The 16843-nt window shown below is 33.8% G+C and carries 14 protein-coding genes; 9 read left to right on the top strand and 5 right to left on the bottom strand.

Translation table 11 applies throughout. The annotated features are described in order from the left end of the window. Nucleotides 1-156: 156 nt before the first annotated feature. Both grpE and dnaK read left to right on the top strand, forming a co-directional pair. The gene (gene grpE / locus K4G57_RS03905) at nt 157-729 is read left to right on the top strand and encodes a nucleotide exchange factor GrpE (RefSeq protein WP_221531881.1); all 573 of its coding nucleotides are present in this window, start codon (nt 157-159) and stop codon (nt 727-729) included. A gap of 25 nt (nt 730-754) precedes the next feature. Continuing rightward, nucleotides 755-2635, top strand: coding sequence for a molecular chaperone DnaK (gene dnaK, locus K4G57_RS03900; RefSeq protein ID WP_221531882.1), 1881 nt, complete (start codon nt 755-757; stop codon nt 2633-2635). Nucleotides 2636-2790: 155 nt separating this feature from the next. On the opposite strand, the gene K4G57_RS03895 is transcribed toward dnaK, so the two are convergent. The 4 genes from K4G57_RS03895 to K4G57_RS03880 all read right to left on the bottom strand — a co-directional run bounded on the left by K4G57_RS03895 (nt 2791) and on the right by K4G57_RS03880 (nt 8369). Beyond that, complete coding sequence (locus K4G57_RS03895; protein WP_221531883.1) at nt 2791-4365, bottom strand: hypothetical protein; 1575 nt, start codon at nt 4363-4365, stop codon at nt 2791-2793. Further along, on the bottom strand, nt 4362-5594 hold the full coding sequence (locus tag K4G57_RS03890; protein WP_221531884.1) for a LamG-like jellyroll fold domain-containing protein: 1233 nt from the start codon (nt 5592-5594) through the stop codon (nt 4362-4364). Before K4G57_RS03890 ends, K4G57_RS03895 begins: the two co-directional genes overlap by 4 nt. A gap of 79 nt (nt 5595-5673) precedes the next feature. Beyond that, nucleotides 5674-7149 carry a hypothetical protein gene (locus K4G57_RS03885; protein ID WP_221531885.1) on the bottom strand — a complete coding sequence of 492 codons (1476 nt, stop codon included), beginning with the start codon at nt 7147-7149 and terminating at the stop codon, nt 5674-5676. After that, nucleotides 7146-8369, bottom strand: coding sequence for a LamG-like jellyroll fold domain-containing protein (locus tag K4G57_RS03880; protein ID WP_221531886.1), 1224 nt, complete (start codon nt 8367-8369; stop codon nt 7146-7148). The genes K4G57_RS03885 and K4G57_RS03880 overlap by 4 nt, the downstream gene beginning before the upstream one ends. Before the next feature lie 278 nt (nt 8370-8647). Between K4G57_RS03880 and K4G57_RS03875 the strand changes: the two genes are divergently transcribed. Beyond that, nucleotides 8648-9715, top strand: coding sequence for an isopenicillin N synthase family dioxygenase (locus K4G57_RS03875; protein ID WP_221531887.1), 1068 nt, complete (start codon nt 8648-8650; stop codon nt 9713-9715). A 2-nt stretch (nt 9716-9717) separates the two neighbouring features. Here the strand turns inward: K4G57_RS03875 and K4G57_RS03870 are convergent, their stop codons facing one another. Next, entirely contained in the window at nt 9718-10839 is a 1122-nt protein-coding gene (locus tag K4G57_RS03870; RefSeq protein WP_221531959.1) for a phospholipase A, read from the bottom strand. A gap of 353 nt (nt 10840-11192) precedes the next feature. On the opposite strand from K4G57_RS03870, the gene glmS reads away from it, so the two are divergent. The 6 genes from glmS to K4G57_RS03840 all read left to right on the top strand — a co-directional run bounded on the left by glmS (nt 11193) and on the right by K4G57_RS03840 (nt 16836). Beyond that, a complete protein-coding gene (glmS, locus tag K4G57_RS03865) occupies nt 11193-12986 on the top strand; it encodes a glutamine--fructose-6-phosphate transaminase (isomerizing) (RefSeq protein ID WP_221531888.1) in 1794 nt (597 codons plus the stop codon). 104 nt (nt 12987-13090) lie between these two features. Next, on the top strand, nt 13091-13480 hold the full coding sequence (locus K4G57_RS03860) for an HAD hydrolase family protein (RefSeq protein ID WP_221531889.1): 390 nt from the start codon (nt 13091-13093) through the stop codon (nt 13478-13480). 3 nt (nt 13481-13483) lie between these two features. After that, nucleotides 13484-15040, top strand: a complete 1557-nt coding sequence (locus K4G57_RS03855; protein ID WP_221561804.1) for a capsular biosynthesis protein — start codon at nt 13484-13486, stop codon at nt 15038-15040. Continuing rightward, complete coding sequence (locus K4G57_RS03850) at nt 15037-15774, top strand: glycosyltransferase family 2 protein (protein ID WP_221531890.1); 738 nt, start codon at nt 15037-15039, stop codon at nt 15772-15774. Before K4G57_RS03855 ends, K4G57_RS03850 begins: the two co-directional genes overlap by 4 nt. Continuing rightward, the gene (locus K4G57_RS03845; protein ID WP_221561803.1) at nt 15767-16039 is read left to right on the top strand and encodes a hypothetical protein; all 273 of its coding nucleotides are present in this window, start codon (nt 15767-15769) and stop codon (nt 16037-16039) included. Before K4G57_RS03850 ends, K4G57_RS03845 begins: the two co-directional genes overlap by 8 nt. Then, nucleotides 16021-16836 carry a radical SAM protein gene (locus K4G57_RS03840; protein WP_236033208.1) on the top strand — a complete coding sequence of 272 codons (816 nt, stop codon included), beginning with the start codon at nt 16021-16023 and terminating at the stop codon, nt 16834-16836. Before K4G57_RS03845 ends, K4G57_RS03840 begins: the two co-directional genes overlap by 19 nt. The last annotated feature ends 7 nt before the right edge of the window (nt 16837-16843 follow it).

Raw genomic sequence — 16843 nt, 5'->3', positions numbered from 1 at the left:
TGTAAAATTGAATTTTAATTTTTAAGAAAGTTTAGTTTATTTTATTAATTAAACTTGACAATGAAAGGCTAAAGTTATATAATTTTGCTTGAAATTTGAGAGAATAATTGCTAAAATTCATCTTTTAAGTTGTTGATTAACTAAAAAGGAGCAGTAGTGCAAGATAACAAACACGATGAGCAGTTGCACGATGAGCAGTTGCAACAAGAGACTGAAAGTCTTGAGCAACCTTCTCAAGATTGCGATTGCACAATGGAAGATTCTACAAATGAAGCATTGCAAACGCAAATTGCGGAGCTAAAAGAACAATATGTACGTGCTTATGCAGATTTTGAAAACACAAAAAAACGTTTAGAACGCGATAAAGATCAAGCATTAGAGTATGCCTATGAAAGAATTGCAAAAGACTTATTGCCTAGTATTGATGCGCTAGAAATTGCTCTAAAAAGCATTCAAGATTCTAAAACAAATGCAGAGCATACAGATTCTATTTTGAGTAAAATCGAAGAAGGCATAGCATTAACACTAGAGAATCTGCTAAAGTCTCTTGCTAAACACGGGATTACGCCCATTGCTACTGATGGTGCATTTGACCCAAATTTTCACGATGCAATTTTGCAAGTTGAAAGCCCAGAGCATAATACAGGGGATATTGTTGCAGTAATGCAAAAAGGCTACACATATAAAGAAAGAGTTTTGCGACCATCAATGGTAAGCATTGCAAAATAATTAAATTCATTTTAAAGGACACATAATGGGAAAAGTATTAGGAATTGACTTAGGAACAACAAATTCAGCAATGGCGGTATTTGAGGGCAATGAGGCAAAAATCATTGCAAACAAAGAGGGAAAAAACACAACCCCCTCAATTGTAGCTTTCACAGATAAAGGCGAAATTTTAGTAGGAGACCCAGCAAAAAGACAAGCTGTTACAAATCCAGAAAAAACTATCTATTCTATTAAAAGAATTATGGGGCTAATGTTTAATGAAGACAAAGCACAAGAAGCTAAAAAAAGGCTTCCTTATAAGGTAGTAGATAGAAATGGAGCATGTGCGATTGAAATTGCAGGCAAGATTTACACTCCGCAAGAAATTTCAGCTAAGATTCTAATGAAGCTAAAAGCCGATGCAGAAAGCTATCTCGGAGAAGAAGTTACAGAAGCAGTTATCACTGTGCCAGCGTATTTTAATGATGCGCAAAGAAAGGCAACAAAAGAAGCAGGAACGATTGCAGGATTAAATGTTTTAAGGATTATTAACGAACCAACTTCGGCAGCCCTTGCGTATGGATTAGATAAAAAACAATCCGAAAATATCGTAGTGTATGACTTAGGGGGTGGAACATTTGATGTTACCGTTCTTGAAACAGGCGATAATGTTGTGGAAGTCAAAGCGACAGGTGGCGATGCATTTTTAGGTGGAGATGATTTTGACAATGCCATTATTGATTGGCTAGTCAGCGAATTTGAAAGTGAGCAAGGCGTAAATCTTAAAAATGATGTAATGGCACTTCAGAGACTAAAAGAGGCAGCAGAAAATGCTAAAAAAGAACTAAGTAGTGCGCAAGAAACTGAAATCAACTTGCCTTTTATCACAATGACAGGAGCAGGACCACAACACTTAGTAAAAAAACTTACAAGAGCAAAATTTGAGGGCTTAATTGAGCAATACATTAACCAAACCATTGACAAAATCGGCAACGTAATTAAAGATGCGGATTTAAACAAAGATGAAATCAACGAAGTTGTAATGGTGGGAGGTTCTACAAGAATCCCAAAAGTGCAAGAACGCGTAAAAGAATTTATCGGCAAAGAACTTAATAAATCCGTCAACCCTGACGAAGTTGTCGCGGTAGGTGCTGCTATTCAAGGGGGCGTGTTAAAAGGTGATGTCAAAGATGTGCTTTTGCTTGATGTTACACCACTTTCTTTAGGAATTGAAACACTAGGTGGCGTGATGACTAGAATTATTGAACGTGGCACAACAATTCCAACAAAGAAAAATCAGGTTTTCTCCACAGCAGAAGACAATCAACCTGCTGTAACAATCCAAGTATTACAAGGTGAGCGAGAGTTGGCACGTGATAATAAAGTGCTAGGAAATTTTGAGCTAAGCGGAATCCCAGCAGCACCAAGAGGTGTGCCCCAAATTGAAGTAACTTTTGACATTGATGCAAATGGAATCTTAACCGTTAGCGCAAAAGACAAAGCGACAGGAAAAGCACAAGAAATTAAAATTACAGGTTCTAGTGGGCTTTCTGATTCTGAAATTGAAAAAATGGTAAAAGATGCCGAACTCAACAAAGAAGAAGATAAAAAGAAAAAAGAAATTATCGAAGTGCGCAATCAAGCAGATAGCCTAGTATATCAAACACAAAAAAGCCTAGATGAAATGAAAGATAAAATTGACGCAAACGAATCTGAAAAAATTCAAAATGCGATTAATGCACTAAAAGATGTGCTTAAAAATGACAACGCCACAAAAGAAGAAATTGACGCAAAGGTTAAAGCATTAACAGAAGCAAGCCATAAACTTGCAGAAGCAATGTATAAAAAAGACGACAATGCGCAAAATCCAAACGCACAAGCTAATAACAAAAAAGATGATGATGTTATTGACGCAGAAGTGGAGTAAAAACCGATGGAATCCTTAAAGGATTCCAAACCCCTTAATTTAACCTCATTAAGCAAACCCATAAACAGACAAAAAGTAAATCCCAAGAATATCGCAATACGAACAAAAAAGCAGTATAAAGAGCAAAGTGGCTTAAGCAGTGAAAAATCTATCCCTTATGCTTCTGTTTCAAATCTAGGGTGTAATTTATCTTTTTCTTCTAACTCTTCAAATAAAAGCATATTTTCTACACTCCTGATTTTATATAAATCTGAAGCAATCAGTGTAGAACCATTTCCTTTTGTTAAAACAAATGCAATTTTTCCATTTGCAAACATTTCTTTTTGGATAAATTGTATGCCTAAATCTGCTAAAGATACGATTCCATTATCTGTTTGCATTCCCACTTGTGTAAAATCAAGTTTATTAAGTTCTTCTTCATTGAGGCTTGAAGCTTCGCTCATAACACTTGCCCTTTCTCCTTTTTGCGTGAGGTTAAATTCTCCATTTGTGCTGTAAAGCTCTGCAACATTAATACTCTTACCAGAGAAAAAATCCAAAGTAATAGTGCCATCATCATTAAGCAGCATTCCTTTAATATAATCTAGCTCACCATCTAATGCGTCAATATACTTACTCGCATCTACTCCTTTTAACCCCTCATAAAATTCTTTAAATTTAGCTTCGCTAAACCCTAACCCTGTTACAACTTCAAATTCTCTTTTGATATTAAGACGATTTGCAAAACTATCGTTTGCATAATAGTTGTTATACATTGTATCAAAGCGCATTTTAATGTTATTATTGAAGCCTCTTTTAAAATCTTTTTCAAATTTTGCTACATTTTCTGCAAATGCAAGAGGGGATTTAAAATCAGTTACAAAATGCATTCTTTCTAAACGCGTTTCTCCATTTAGCTTTGTATCTTTAATGGCAAAATTAGAACTTTGCATAAATTCCCAAAATACATAGGTTTTTTCCCATTCTTTATCTGTCTCAGACTTATAAGTTTTGGTAAAGTCAATATAGCCATTTTTATCCCCATATTGTGCAAATATCTTTTTTATATCTTCTTTTTGCATTTGTTGATAGCTTTCCTCTGGGCGAAAAAGAGTTGTGCCACTCACTACATATTTATTATCAATTTCTTTTTGCGTTTTAACAAACTTTGTTAAATCTAGCGCACCATACACATCACTAAGCTTTAAGATAACTTCTTCTCCAGAAGAGTTATAACCCTTTAGCTTTAACTTATCAAAAAACTCATCGTCTGCATCTAAATAACCATCTCTATTGTTGTCTAAATTGATTAATTGCCCCATAAAGCCAACTTTTCCAACTCCGTATTTATCATTATCGCCCTCTAAGTCTAAAAAGATTTCCATTTGTCCAATAGGAGTGTCAAGGAATTTAGAATTTCCAGCAGAGTTGAATTGCAACCCTTGATAGAGGTACTCTTTTGGCAAGGAAGTGGTTGTATGAATATAACCATCATTTCTATTATGAATTGGAGAGATTGCAAAATATCGGCTAAAATAATGTTTTTTATTTTCATCTAATGTTGTTGCAAAGTGGTTATTACTTAGAATTGCATCTACTTTTTTTTGCATATCAAGCATTTTATTTTGCTCAATTTCTTGTGGAGTGCGCTCTTTTAATTTAAGTGCATTCCCTCCTATTTTCTGGCTTAGAGTGCTTAAATTATCTAAATTAAGCTTTGTTGTGTTGATTTTATTATTGATAGACATCATTTAGCCCCCATCCTATTAATCCTCCAATCTAGTAAAACAATATTTCCTGTATTAGGGTCGTAATAAATATCAATATCTTCGTATTTTAAAATAGAAGAAGTCCCGCCTGTTAGGATATTGTAAGATTCTTGAATTATAGTATTTATAGGATAAGTTGTAAAACCATTGCTAACTCCTATGAGTGTTTGACTCGGATTATAAGCATTCATCAGCGCAAACATTCTAATATCAGGATTGTAGAACACTTCTTTAATGTTAATATAGTTCCTAAATTCTATATTATTTACATAAACATCAACAAATGATCGCAAATCAAAAACCCTATTCCTTTGAATATTTTCTTTTTTTGTGCAATATAAATTTGGGTCGCAATCTCTTATATTTAAAGTTGCTTTATCAAAGACTTTACTTACTAGCTCTTCATCACTGCCATCTTGTGTCTTCCAACCAATCTGATAGCTTAGGGCATTTTGTGTTGCTTGAATATAGACCCATTTACCAAGTGGAATAGGTTTTGTTGTTGTTAGTGAATCCACAGAATAATCTGTGATTTTACTTGTAACAGAAAGTTGTCCATTTGATAATAACCAAAAGTTAAAATAATCAGAACGATACCCACCATCTTCGCTATAACTTTCATTTCTTGAAAAAAGTGTAATATGATTTGAAAAATATGCATTAAGTTTTATCCACATTCCAAAGCTATTTGAATGTGGCATTCCCCATTCTGTATAGGCTGCATTAAAGTTATGCCCACCATTATAATATTCATAGGCATTAACATATCTGCCTTCTAGCTTATTAGTTTTACTATTCCATTCTTGAATGTAGTAGGTTTTCTCTCCTGTTTCCCTATCTTTTAATTCAGGATTAATAGTTGCTTTTTCACCAATTGTTGCCACTGGAACATTTGTCGTGTAGGCTACAAATAATATAGTATTACCATGACTATCTTTTAATGCCGCAAGAGAATCTGTTGTTGAATTAAAAGGTGGAATCACATCATTGTAATAAGGATATTCCCCGCCTTTTATACTATTTGCTACTCTTGTTTTTGGATTTTGTAGAGCCTTTAGTATAGACTTTATTTCCTGAGAAAGATTTTTTAATACCTCTTGTGCTTTTTTGCCACTTAAAGATTCCCCTACTTTAACTTCAATTTCATTTGCATTCGCACTAAAGCCAATCGTAGCAATTAGAAACCCTGCTAAAAACTTACTAATTTTCATGTATTCCCCCTTTATTTATTATATATCGTCAAAAACTTTTAAAAGTTAGCACTCATAAACCCTAACCTTAATCTATCCCTTATGCTTCTGTTTCAAATCTAGGGTGTAATTTATCTTTTTCTTCTAACTCTTCAAATAAAAGCATATTTTCTACACTCCTGATTTTATATAAATCTGAAGCAATCAGTGTAGAACCATTTCCTTTTGTTAAAACAAATGCAATTTTTCCATTTGCAAACATTTCTTTTTGGATAAATTGTATGCCTAAATCTGCTAAAGATACGATTCCATTATCTGTTTGCATTCCCACTTGTGTAAAATCAAGTTTATTAAGTTCTTCTTCATTGAGGCTTGAAGCTTCGCTCATAACACTTGCCCTTTCTCCTTTTTGCGTGAGGTTAAATTCTCCATTTGTGCTGTAAAGCTCTGCAACTTCTAATGTCCTGCCAGAATCAAACTTTAGCGTGAAAGAGCCATCAGCATTAAGCTGCATTGCGACAACTGCGTCCATATCCTTTAAGGCATTTGCATACTTTTCTGCAGTTTTTGGATTGTTTAGCCCCTCATAAAATTCTTTAAATTTAGCTTCGCTAAACTGCATTCCTGTAATGGTTTGAAACTCTTGTTTGATTGCAAATCTAGAAGCAAAACTATCTTCTGCATAATAGTCTAGATACATTGCATTAAAACGACTTTGTATATTTTCAATGTAAGTTTTATCTTTATCATTGTTTGAAGCACCTATACTAAAGGCTTGTAATCTTGTAGAACCATCTAAATTGAGCTTTTTATACGCAAAATTCATGCCCATAGGCAGATTATCCATTTGAATCCACCCATCTTTATCGCCATAATTTTTAAATAACTGCCTAAGCTGCCCTTGCTCTACTTTATCATAGCTTTCCTCTGGGCGAAAAAGAGTTGTGCCACTCACTACATATTTATTATCAATTTCTTTTTGCGTTTTAACAAACTTTGTTAAATCTAGCGCACCATACACATCACTAAGCTTTAAGATAACTTCTTCTCCAGAAGAGTTATAACCCTTTAGCTTTAACTTATCAAAAAACTCATCGTCTGCATCTAAATAACCATCTCTATTGTTGTCTAAATTGATTAATTGCCCCATAAAGCCAACTTTTCCAACTCCGTATTTATCATTATCGCCCTCTAAGTCTAAAAAGATTTCCATTTGTCCAATAGGAGTGTCAAGGAATTTGCTTTTACCTGCACTATTTAATGTGCTAATGGAGTCAATTTGCGCATAAGTTCCGCCCATTCGATTTGTAGAGAGCGTAGAGAGCGCGAAATCAAATTTATCATAATTTAAATGCGCCTCCCCAAAAGTTCTTATTTTGCTATAACTACTATCATACATCTTAAAATAGTTTAAACCGCCACCATTCAAAATAGCATCAGCATTGCGCGCAACCTCATTTCTCTCACTTATCTCTTTTGCAGAGCCAATTACAATAGAACTTGTAGCATTGAGCTTCACATTCTTTATACCAGCTTCAGATAGTCCATAATTTAGATTTGGCGGATTAATTGTCATTGCCAAGATCCTTTTCTATTATTTCTAAAATCAACCACAATGATATTTAAAGTTGCAGTATCATAATAAATATCAAAATCGTCAATGGTAATTTTTGAAGAGCCTGCACCAGATAAAATATTATAAGCTTCAATTGCAAGTTCGCTTATTGAATGGATGATAGGATTACCTTTTTCATCTGCGTATCTATAATAGAAAGGAAAAATTAATTGCTCCTTTGCTTTATAAGCATTCATCAGTGCAAACATTCCAATATCAGGATTGTAGAACACTTCTTTAATGTTAATAACATTTTTATTTTCATTGACATATTTCATTAAAGAAATATGATCAAAAACCCTATTCCTTTGAATATTTTCTTTTTTTGTGCAATATAAATTTGGGTCGCAATCTCTTATATTTAAAGTTGCTTTATCAAAGACTTTACTTACTAGCTCTTCATCACTGCCATCTTGTGTCTTCCAACCAATCTGATAGCTTAGGGCATTTTGTGTTGCTTGAATATAGACCCATTTACCAAGTGGAATAGGTTTTGTTGTTGTTAGTGAATCCACAGAATAATCTGTGATTTTACTTGTAACAGAAAGTCGTCCATTTGATAATAACCAAAAGTTAAAATAATCAGAACGATACCCACCATCTTCGCTATAACTTTCATTTCTTGAAAAAAGTGTAATATGATTTGAAAAATATGCATTAAGTTTTATCCACATTCCAAAGCTATTTGAATGTGGCATTCCCCATTCTGTATAGGCTGCATTAAAGTTATGCCCACCATTATAATATTCATAGGCATTAACATATCTGCCTTCTAGCTTATTAGTTTTACTATTCCATTCTTGAATGTAGTAGGTTTTTATATCAAATAACCTTGAATTATCAAAAAATAAATTATCGCCTGTATCTACCGCTTCATCTAATGTGTATGCAACATATAAAATAACACTACCGCTTGAATCTTTTAGTGATAATAACGCATCAGTAGATGAATCTATGGAAAAAGTATCAAAAGGATATTGTCCGCCAATTCCCTTAGTTAGCATACTAACCGTTTGTTTTTTAAAACCTTTAGAAAAATTCAACTCCTTAGAGTTGCTTAGCACCTCTTGTGCTTTTTTACCACTTAAAGATTCCCCTACTTTAACTTCAATTTCGTTTGCATTCGCATTAAAGCCAATCGTAGCAATTAGAAACCCTGCTAAAAACTTACTAATTTTCATGTATTCCCCCTTATTTATTATATATCGTCAAAAACTTTTAAAAGTTAATATGGATTTTTCTTTGATTATGGTTTTATTTAAAGTTAGCTTGAGTTAGGAAACTTGCATTTTTATTCAAATGAGAGGATTTACAAAGACTCTAGTCTTTAAAGTTGCATAAAATTTTCACTCTTTGTTGTAAAAATAATCTCTCCCACAAACCTCTTCTAAAACCCAATTTACACGATGTAAAATTTAATTGTGATATAATCTTTTCTTATTTTTTATAAAGGCTATGCATGTCTAATGTTCCTGTGATTGATTTATCCCTATTAAAAGGCGACAACAACGAAAGAGAGAAACTTTTCAAGGATTTACGCTACGCTGCCCACACAATAGGATTTTTTTACCTTGTAGGTCATGATGTAGATTGGAATCTTTGTCAAAGACTTTTTGCATTAAGTCAAGAATTCTTTGCTCTCCCCTTAGAAGAAAAACTAAAAATCAGTATTGATAATTCGCCACATTTTAGGGGATACACACAAGTTGGCGGAGAATACACACTTGGCTCAAAAGACTGGAGAGAAGAGCTTGATTTAGGCTTTGAGAGAGATACCAAAGATTCAAACCTACCTGCATATATGCGCCTACATGGACCAAATCAATGGCTTTCTTCGCAAAAAGAATTACGAGAAACATTCTATCTATGGCAAGAACAAACAACAAATATGGGCTTAACACTTTTAAGAGCATTCTCTTTAGCTCTATATGGCAAAGAAGATGTTTTTGATGCGCTTTTTAAAGAGGACATTTACCAACATGTTAAGCTTATCCACTATCCCGGAATTGCTAAAGAAGGGGAGACTTATAGTCAAGCAACACAAGGTGTTGGTGCGCACAAAGATGATGGATTTTTGACACTTTTAATGATTGATAAAGTTAGCGGACTGCAGGTGCAGTTAGATTCTGGAGAATGGATTGATGTGGGACATAAAGATAAAGCCTTTGTCATTAATATCGGAGAATTTCTAGAGCTTGCTACAAATGGCTACCTAAAAGCAACAATGCATCGTGTGAAATCCCCGCTAAAAGGACAAGATAGAATCTCTATTCCAATGTTTTTAGGAGCGCAATTAGACAAAAAAATTCCAATTTTCAAGCTCCCTAAACACTTGCAAAAAGAAATGCGCGGAATAGAAAACGACCCTACAAATCCACTTATTCCAGAAATTGGTTGGAATTACCTAAAGCACAGATTACGTTCTCATAAGGAAGTTGCAAAAAAATTTTATAGCGATATTTACGACCCACAAAACCCAGCAAACCCCATCAAAACTTCCGCTTTACAACAATCCTTATTAGGATAGGGCTATCTTACAAACAAAAACCCTGCACCTACTCGCTCAATAGAGTGATTGTAGTCTGCTAGACTCTCTCCATACCCACTAAAATACTGCACATACAAATAAAGATTCTTATACAAAGGATAAGAATAATCTAGCATAAATGCTCCTCTATTATCTGATTGCAAATTATTTCGCAAAGTAAGTGTAAAAAGGTGTTTATTTATCCCATAACCCAGACTTAACTCCCCATATCCCATATAATCCAAAATGTCAGGATTATCATCTTTATTAGCATCCTCTTTAATGCGATACCACGCCTTAAGCCCTAAAACAAAATTTTCATAGCCATAAATACCCTCTATAAAAAGTCTATCCCAACTCCTAGATTTTAGCAAATCCTCTCCATTACTTTGATGCACATAGCCAAAATTTACGCGGTCAAAAAACACATTATATTGTTTTAAAGGATAGCTAAAATACAAAGTAGGCTCATAATTACTTTCTCTAAATGGGCGTGAGTTTTCATTATCATAAATCTGCCAAAAACTCTGTTGCGTGTAAGCAAAATAAAAATCCAAATCCTTAAATAATAAATCATCAATGAGCAACTTTTTAATGCTAATTTGGAACTTTGCTTCCGTGCGCTTTGTTTGCCCTTGTTCTTTATTAAAACTCACACTTGCAGGTAAGAGGTAATTAAACTTATAAGGCTCAAATCCTAAAAAATCTCCCAATAAACGATTCCGCTCAAAGCGCGCCTCATAGCGACTAATATCCCTCTCAAAACTTGCATTTTCTACACCCTCTTTAAGCGTTGTAGCAGACTCTTTTTGAATCTCTTTTGATTCCACATTTGCAAACTCTTTTAAATATTTAGAATCTTTTGCCAAAGGCGCAGAAGATAAATGCTGGGGATTCTCCACAAAAGTTACAAAAAGCTCATCAGAGTCTTGCAAATTTAGCTTCAATTCTTTTTGCCCCTTTTGCACACTAATGACTTGTAAAATCTGCATTTGCTTGTCTAAAATCAAAACTTTAGCGCGCTCATCTGCACTAAAATTTAGTTTTTTATATAACTTTTCCTCTAGCCCATCACCATACACAACTAAAGGCAAACATAAGACACTTAAAATTCTAAACCACATCAAAAATATTATCCTTAATTTAATATTTTCTCCCAAAAAATATGCGCTTTAAATCCTTTCTTAATCCTCATATTTAAGATTCCATGCATGTTAATGCTTTTATCCCCTAATAATATAGAATCCCTCTCCCCTTGGTGCAAATTCCGCTACTATCTCCATTAATGGACAATACTCTTTAAATCCACATTATGCACACAACTTAGAAATGCTACAACATTTTCTTACAATTTTGACGTGAATTTTAGCATAAAGGGATAGATTTTAAACAATTTTGAAGCAAATTTGCCACTTTTACCATTCCTTTACGCATTTTATGCAACAATTCTGCAATTTATTTTGTCAGGAGAAACTAAATGTGTGGAATCATCGGCTACATAGGCAATAACGAGAAAAAATCCTTTTTATTAAATGGCTTAAAAGAGCTAGAATATAGAGGCTATGACTCCGCAGGAATTGCTGTGTTAGAAAATGGAGAACTTCACACTTTTAAGGCTGTTGGCAAACTTATAAACTTAGAGCGTAAATGCAAAGAATTCCACACAAGTGGCTTTGGGTTAGGCATTGGACACACGCGCTGGGCAACACATGGCAAACCCACAGAAGTGAATGCTCATCCACACATCGGGCATTACAGCAATGTTGTGCATAATGGAATCATTGAAAACTACCAAAGCATCAAAGAATCTCTGCAAAAACAGGGCTGCACTTTCTACTCCCAAACAGATACTGAAGTGGTTGTGCATCTTTTTGAATCCTATGTAGCACAAACAAATGACCCTTTTAGTGCGTTTCAAAAGACAATAGCCGACTTAAAAGGCGCATACGCAATTCTGCTCATCACACAAAAAGCACCAAATACAATCTTTTATGCTAAAAATGGCTCACCTTTGCTTATTGGTAAAAGCGCAGATGAAAAAGAAATCTTTTTTGCATCATCGGATGCACCTTTAATTGGGCTTGCAAGCGAAGTAAGCTACCTAGAAGATGGTGAAATTGGCAAAATGGAGCTAGGAAGCTTTAGCACACTTAACAACACAAAACCTCTAAGTGGCGATAAACTCTCTGCACAAAAGGACGGCTTTACTTTCTTTATGGAAAAAGAAATTTATGAGCAACACAAAGTCTTGCTAGAAACAATGATGGGACGTGTAAGCGAGGAGGGATTCTGCCTTGATGAGCTAGAAGGGCTAAATTTGGATTCCATTGATTCTATCACATTATGTGCTTGTGGAACAAGCTATCACGCAAGCATTGCTGGAAGCTACTTGTTAGAACGCATTGCAAGATTAAAAACTAAGGTAGAGATTGCGAGTGAATTTCGCTACAAAGAACCTATTTTACACAAAAATGAACTTTTTATTGTCATCTCTCAAAGCGGAGAAACTGCAGATACACTTGAAGCACTAAAACTTGCAAAAAAAAGCGGATTAAAAACGCTTGGAATTTGCAATGTGGATAATAGCTCTATCGTGCGCAAGAGTGATTACTCTTTGCTTACGCGCGCGGGGATTGAAAAAGGTGTGGCAAGCACAAAAGCCTTTGCTACGCAAGTAATGGTGCTATGGATTTTAGCAAATTTTCTAGCACAAAAACGTGGAATCCTAGATAAAGCCACACTCAAAAATGAAGCTAGCATAATGCTTGAAGCAAGTGTTGCAACAAAGGTAAATAAAAAACTCCACGAACATATCAAACGCTTATCGCGTCGCTACTTGCATGGACATGGATTTTTCTTTATCGGACGTGATATTTTCTATCCTTTAGCATTAGAGGGAGCTTTGAAACTTAAAGAAATTAGCTACCTGCACGCAGAGGGCTATCCTAGTGGAGAGATGAAACATGGACCTATTGCTTTAGCGGACTTAGGATTATTTTGTGTTGCATTAATGCCACAAAACCTACTCTATGATAAGATTAAAAGCAATGTAGAAGAGCTTAGCGCACGTGATGCGATGATTTGTGCTTTAAGCGCAGAATATTATGAAGGATGTGATGATTGGATTGCGATTCCTAGTGCTAAGCATTATATGGTGGAGTTTTTCTCAATGATGGTTGTTTTACAAATCTTTGCACTTGAAGTTGCAGTGCGTCTAGGTAATGATGTGGATATGCCAAGAAACTTAGCAAAAAGCGTAACAGTGGAATAGATTCACAAAAAACTATGTATAATTTCAACTAAAATCAAATAAAGAGGGGTTTTCTTGAACAAATTCTATATTAACTTAAAAATTTACACTATAAGGCTCAAATCATGAAAAACATTATTATTGACCTTGATGGGACTCTAACAATAGAATCCGATGATTCTTATAGCAACAAAACCCCTAATACTCAAGTTATCCGCAAACTTAGAGAATACAAAGAAATGGGTTTTAATATCACTATATCTACTAGTAGAGGTATGCGCACACACAATGGCAATATAGGGCAGATTAATATCCATACACTACCTAATATATTAGAGTGGCTTAATAAACACAATGTGCCTTATGATGAAGTCATTGTTGGTAAGCCATGGTGTGGATTTGATGGATTTTATATTGACGATAAGGCGATAAGACCTAGCGAATTTTGCTCAATGCGTTATGAAAATATTTTAGAGCTACTAAAACAAGAAAAACAAAAAAATATTGGCGAGTGATTTATGGTTCTAATAACTTCCGCAAAATATTTAGACTCAGAATTTCAAGCAGAATTTGGAAAGATTCCTCCAGCTTTTTTACCACTAGGAAATAAACGCTTATACGAATATCAAATAGAATTATTTTCTTCTAGGAATGAAAAAATTGCATTATCTCTACCAAAAAGCTTCAAAATTGATGAAACAGATAAAAATAAGCTTTATAATTTATTAGGGGGGGGGGGCAAATTGATATATGTCCCAGACAATCTAAGTCTTGGAGAATCCGTAGTTTATTGCCTTAATATGCTATTCCCATTAGATGAGCGTTTAATCATTTTGCATGGGGATACTTACTTCTCTAAGATTAATACCAAAACCGATTTTTCGCTAGATACACTAAGTGTATGCTATTCAGATATTGGACATACTTGGGAGTATTTAAGCAATCAATATAATTTAATAGACAATAATTTAATAGACAATAATTTAATTCTAAATGGGTTAATTAGTATCAAAAAACCTTATCAATTTGTTCAATCCTTGCTAAAAAGTGATTTTGCTTTTATAGAAGGAATCAAGCTTTACTCAAAAAATAATCCCTTTCATGTCTGCTTTAACAAAGACTGGTTTGATTTTGGATTGCTAAGTAGCTATTTTAACTCTAAGAAGAAAGTTACATCACAAAGAGCTTTTAACACATTGACCATTTCCGATAATTACTTTATGAAATCCTCTACTCTAAATACAAAAATAGAAGGAGAAATCTTTTGGTTTGAACAACTTCCAAAAGAACTTACTATTAATATTCCATCTTTTTTAAAAACTAGTGATACTTCTTATAAAGTAGAATATTTATACCTTAACACGTTATCTGAATTATTTGTATTTGGTAGATTGCAGCCTTATGTTTGGGGTAGAATCTTTAGAGTAATTAATGCTTTTTTAAAAGTCTTGCACTCCAACACTACAAATGTTCCGATCAATTTTAATTATGTCTTTAAAACAAAAGAAAGATTAAATGTATTTTTAGAAGCAAATAACATGAATTACGACGATGAATGGGAATTTAAACAAACAAAAGTCTCAATCTCTCAAATGCTATCTGATATTAATTTACACATTAAAGACGCGAAAATAAATTCCTTTATTCATGGAGACTTTTGCTTTTCAAACATTATGTATGATTTCCGTTCAGACAGCATTAAAACATTTGACCCAAGAGGAATTGACTTTAATAATCAAGTTACGCCTTATGGGGATTCTAGATACGATTATGCAAAGCTTATGCACTCTTGCATAGGCTTATATGACTTTATTATATGCGGTTATTATGAACTTCAAATCAAAGAGAGAAGGATTGACTTTCACATAAAAACTCCAGAAAATATTATGGAAATTCAAAATAAATTTTTAGAAATTTTTATAAATGATAATTTAGAGATTTATGCAATTATGATTCATATATTTCTCTCAATGCTTCCACTCCATGGTGATGACAAAAAACGACAAATGGCTTTATTTGCTAATGCCTTTAGACTCTATCATGATTTTTGCCAATTAAAAAAGGATATAAAATGACAATCATTTTTCCTATGGCTGGGCTAAGCAGTAGATTTACAAAATTTGGCTTTACGCAACCAAAATATATGCTAAAGATTAAAGAGAATTCCGTATTTTTTAATGCAGTCAATAGTTTTAATAAGTATTACAAATCTTGTAAATTTTTATTTATCTACCGAGAAATTTTAGAAACAAAAGACTTCATCGTTAAAGAATGTGAAAAATTGCATTTATCCAACTATGTGTTAGTGGAGTTAGAAAAGCCGACATTAGGACAAGCACACACCGTATCTTTAGGATTAGAAAATGCAAATATTCCCCAAGATGAAAGTATCTTAATATTCAACATAGACACATTTCGTCCAAACTTCAAACTCCCCGCTACTCTTGATTATGAAAAAATTGATGGATATTTAGAGGTTTTTCAAGGCGATGGCGAACAATGGAGTTTTATCCTGCCAGGAGATAGCAACAAAGTCATAAAAACAACAGAAAAAGAGAGAATATCATCATTATGCAGTAGCGGATTGTATTACTTTAAAAAAGCGTGTGATTTCTTAGAGGCTTTTAACACAAGTCTTGCTAATAACATCACAAACAAAGGAGAATACTACATTGCCCCTTTGTATAACTCTTTAATTCACAAAGGAAAAGATATTAGATATTTTGAGATTCCACGCAATGCAATTATTTTTTGTGGGACACCAGAAGATTATTTAATTTTAAACAACAAGGAGAATAAAAATGGCTAAAATTACTAGAGATAAAACTTCTTTTACAGGAGTTTTAGGTGCTGAAAAATTTGATACACTAGCTTCCTTAAAAGACGCTGAAAGTATAAAATACCAATGGGTAAATGCTAAAAATGAGGGGGGGGGGGGGCATTATGGAATGCTTACCGCAAGGAGTATAATTCTGCTTCTAAATACGAATTCTTTCCAAGATTTCCAATACAAATTGACTTTGAACTCAATGCAACCTGTAATCTTAAATGCCCAATGTGCCCATTATCAGTAGAATCCAATGCCGACAAGAAAGGAATTGAATTTCCCTTTGATGTTTTTTGTAAAGTTATTGATGAGGGATTAGATATGGGACTAAAATCCATAAGAATGAACTACTTGAACGAACCCCTTTTAAGAAAAGACTTAGAAAGGTTTATTGAGCATGCTAAAAAAATGGGGATTTTAGACATTTATTTTTCCACAAATGGAATGCTTCTTGATGAAAAAAGGGCAGAATCCATAATAGAATCTGGAGTGGATAGAATACAAATTTCACTGGATGCTTATACTGAAGACACATACAATAAAATGCGCCCTGGTGGAGACTACAAAAAAGTTGTCCATAATATAATGCACTTAATAGAAATCAAAAACAAAAGAAATTGCATTGCACCTTTAATTAGAGTCAATTTTGTAAGAACAGAGTTAAATGAACATGAGCTTAATGCGTTTATAGACTTTTGGGAGAATAAAGCGGATATGATTGGTGTGCAAGAAATGGTAAAACCCCCAAGAAGCACAAGCAACCTAAAAAGCAAAACAACGACAAAAATGGAGAGCTTTAAATGCTCTTTTCCTAACAAAAATCTAGTCATTACTGCTGAAGGAAATGTTTTGCCATGTTGCACTTTCTATGGGGATGAAATGCCCATAGGAAATTTATTTGAGGAGCTTAATAAAAACAAAAATTTTAAAATTTCAGAATTTTGGAACTCTCCAAAAATGCAAAATTTAAGAAATCTTCACTGCGATGGAATGTATAAAATGCATCCTATTTGTAAAAAATGCGTAGAAGATTCTCAATACTAAAAACAAG

The organism is Helicobacter turcicus (assembly GCF_019711685.1).
Taxonomy (GTDB): domain Bacteria; phylum Campylobacterota; class Campylobacteria; order Campylobacterales; family Helicobacteraceae; genus Helicobacter_D; species Helicobacter_D turcicus.
Note: the sequence above shows the minus strand (reverse complement) of the source record. Positions and strands in the feature narration are given on the sequence as shown.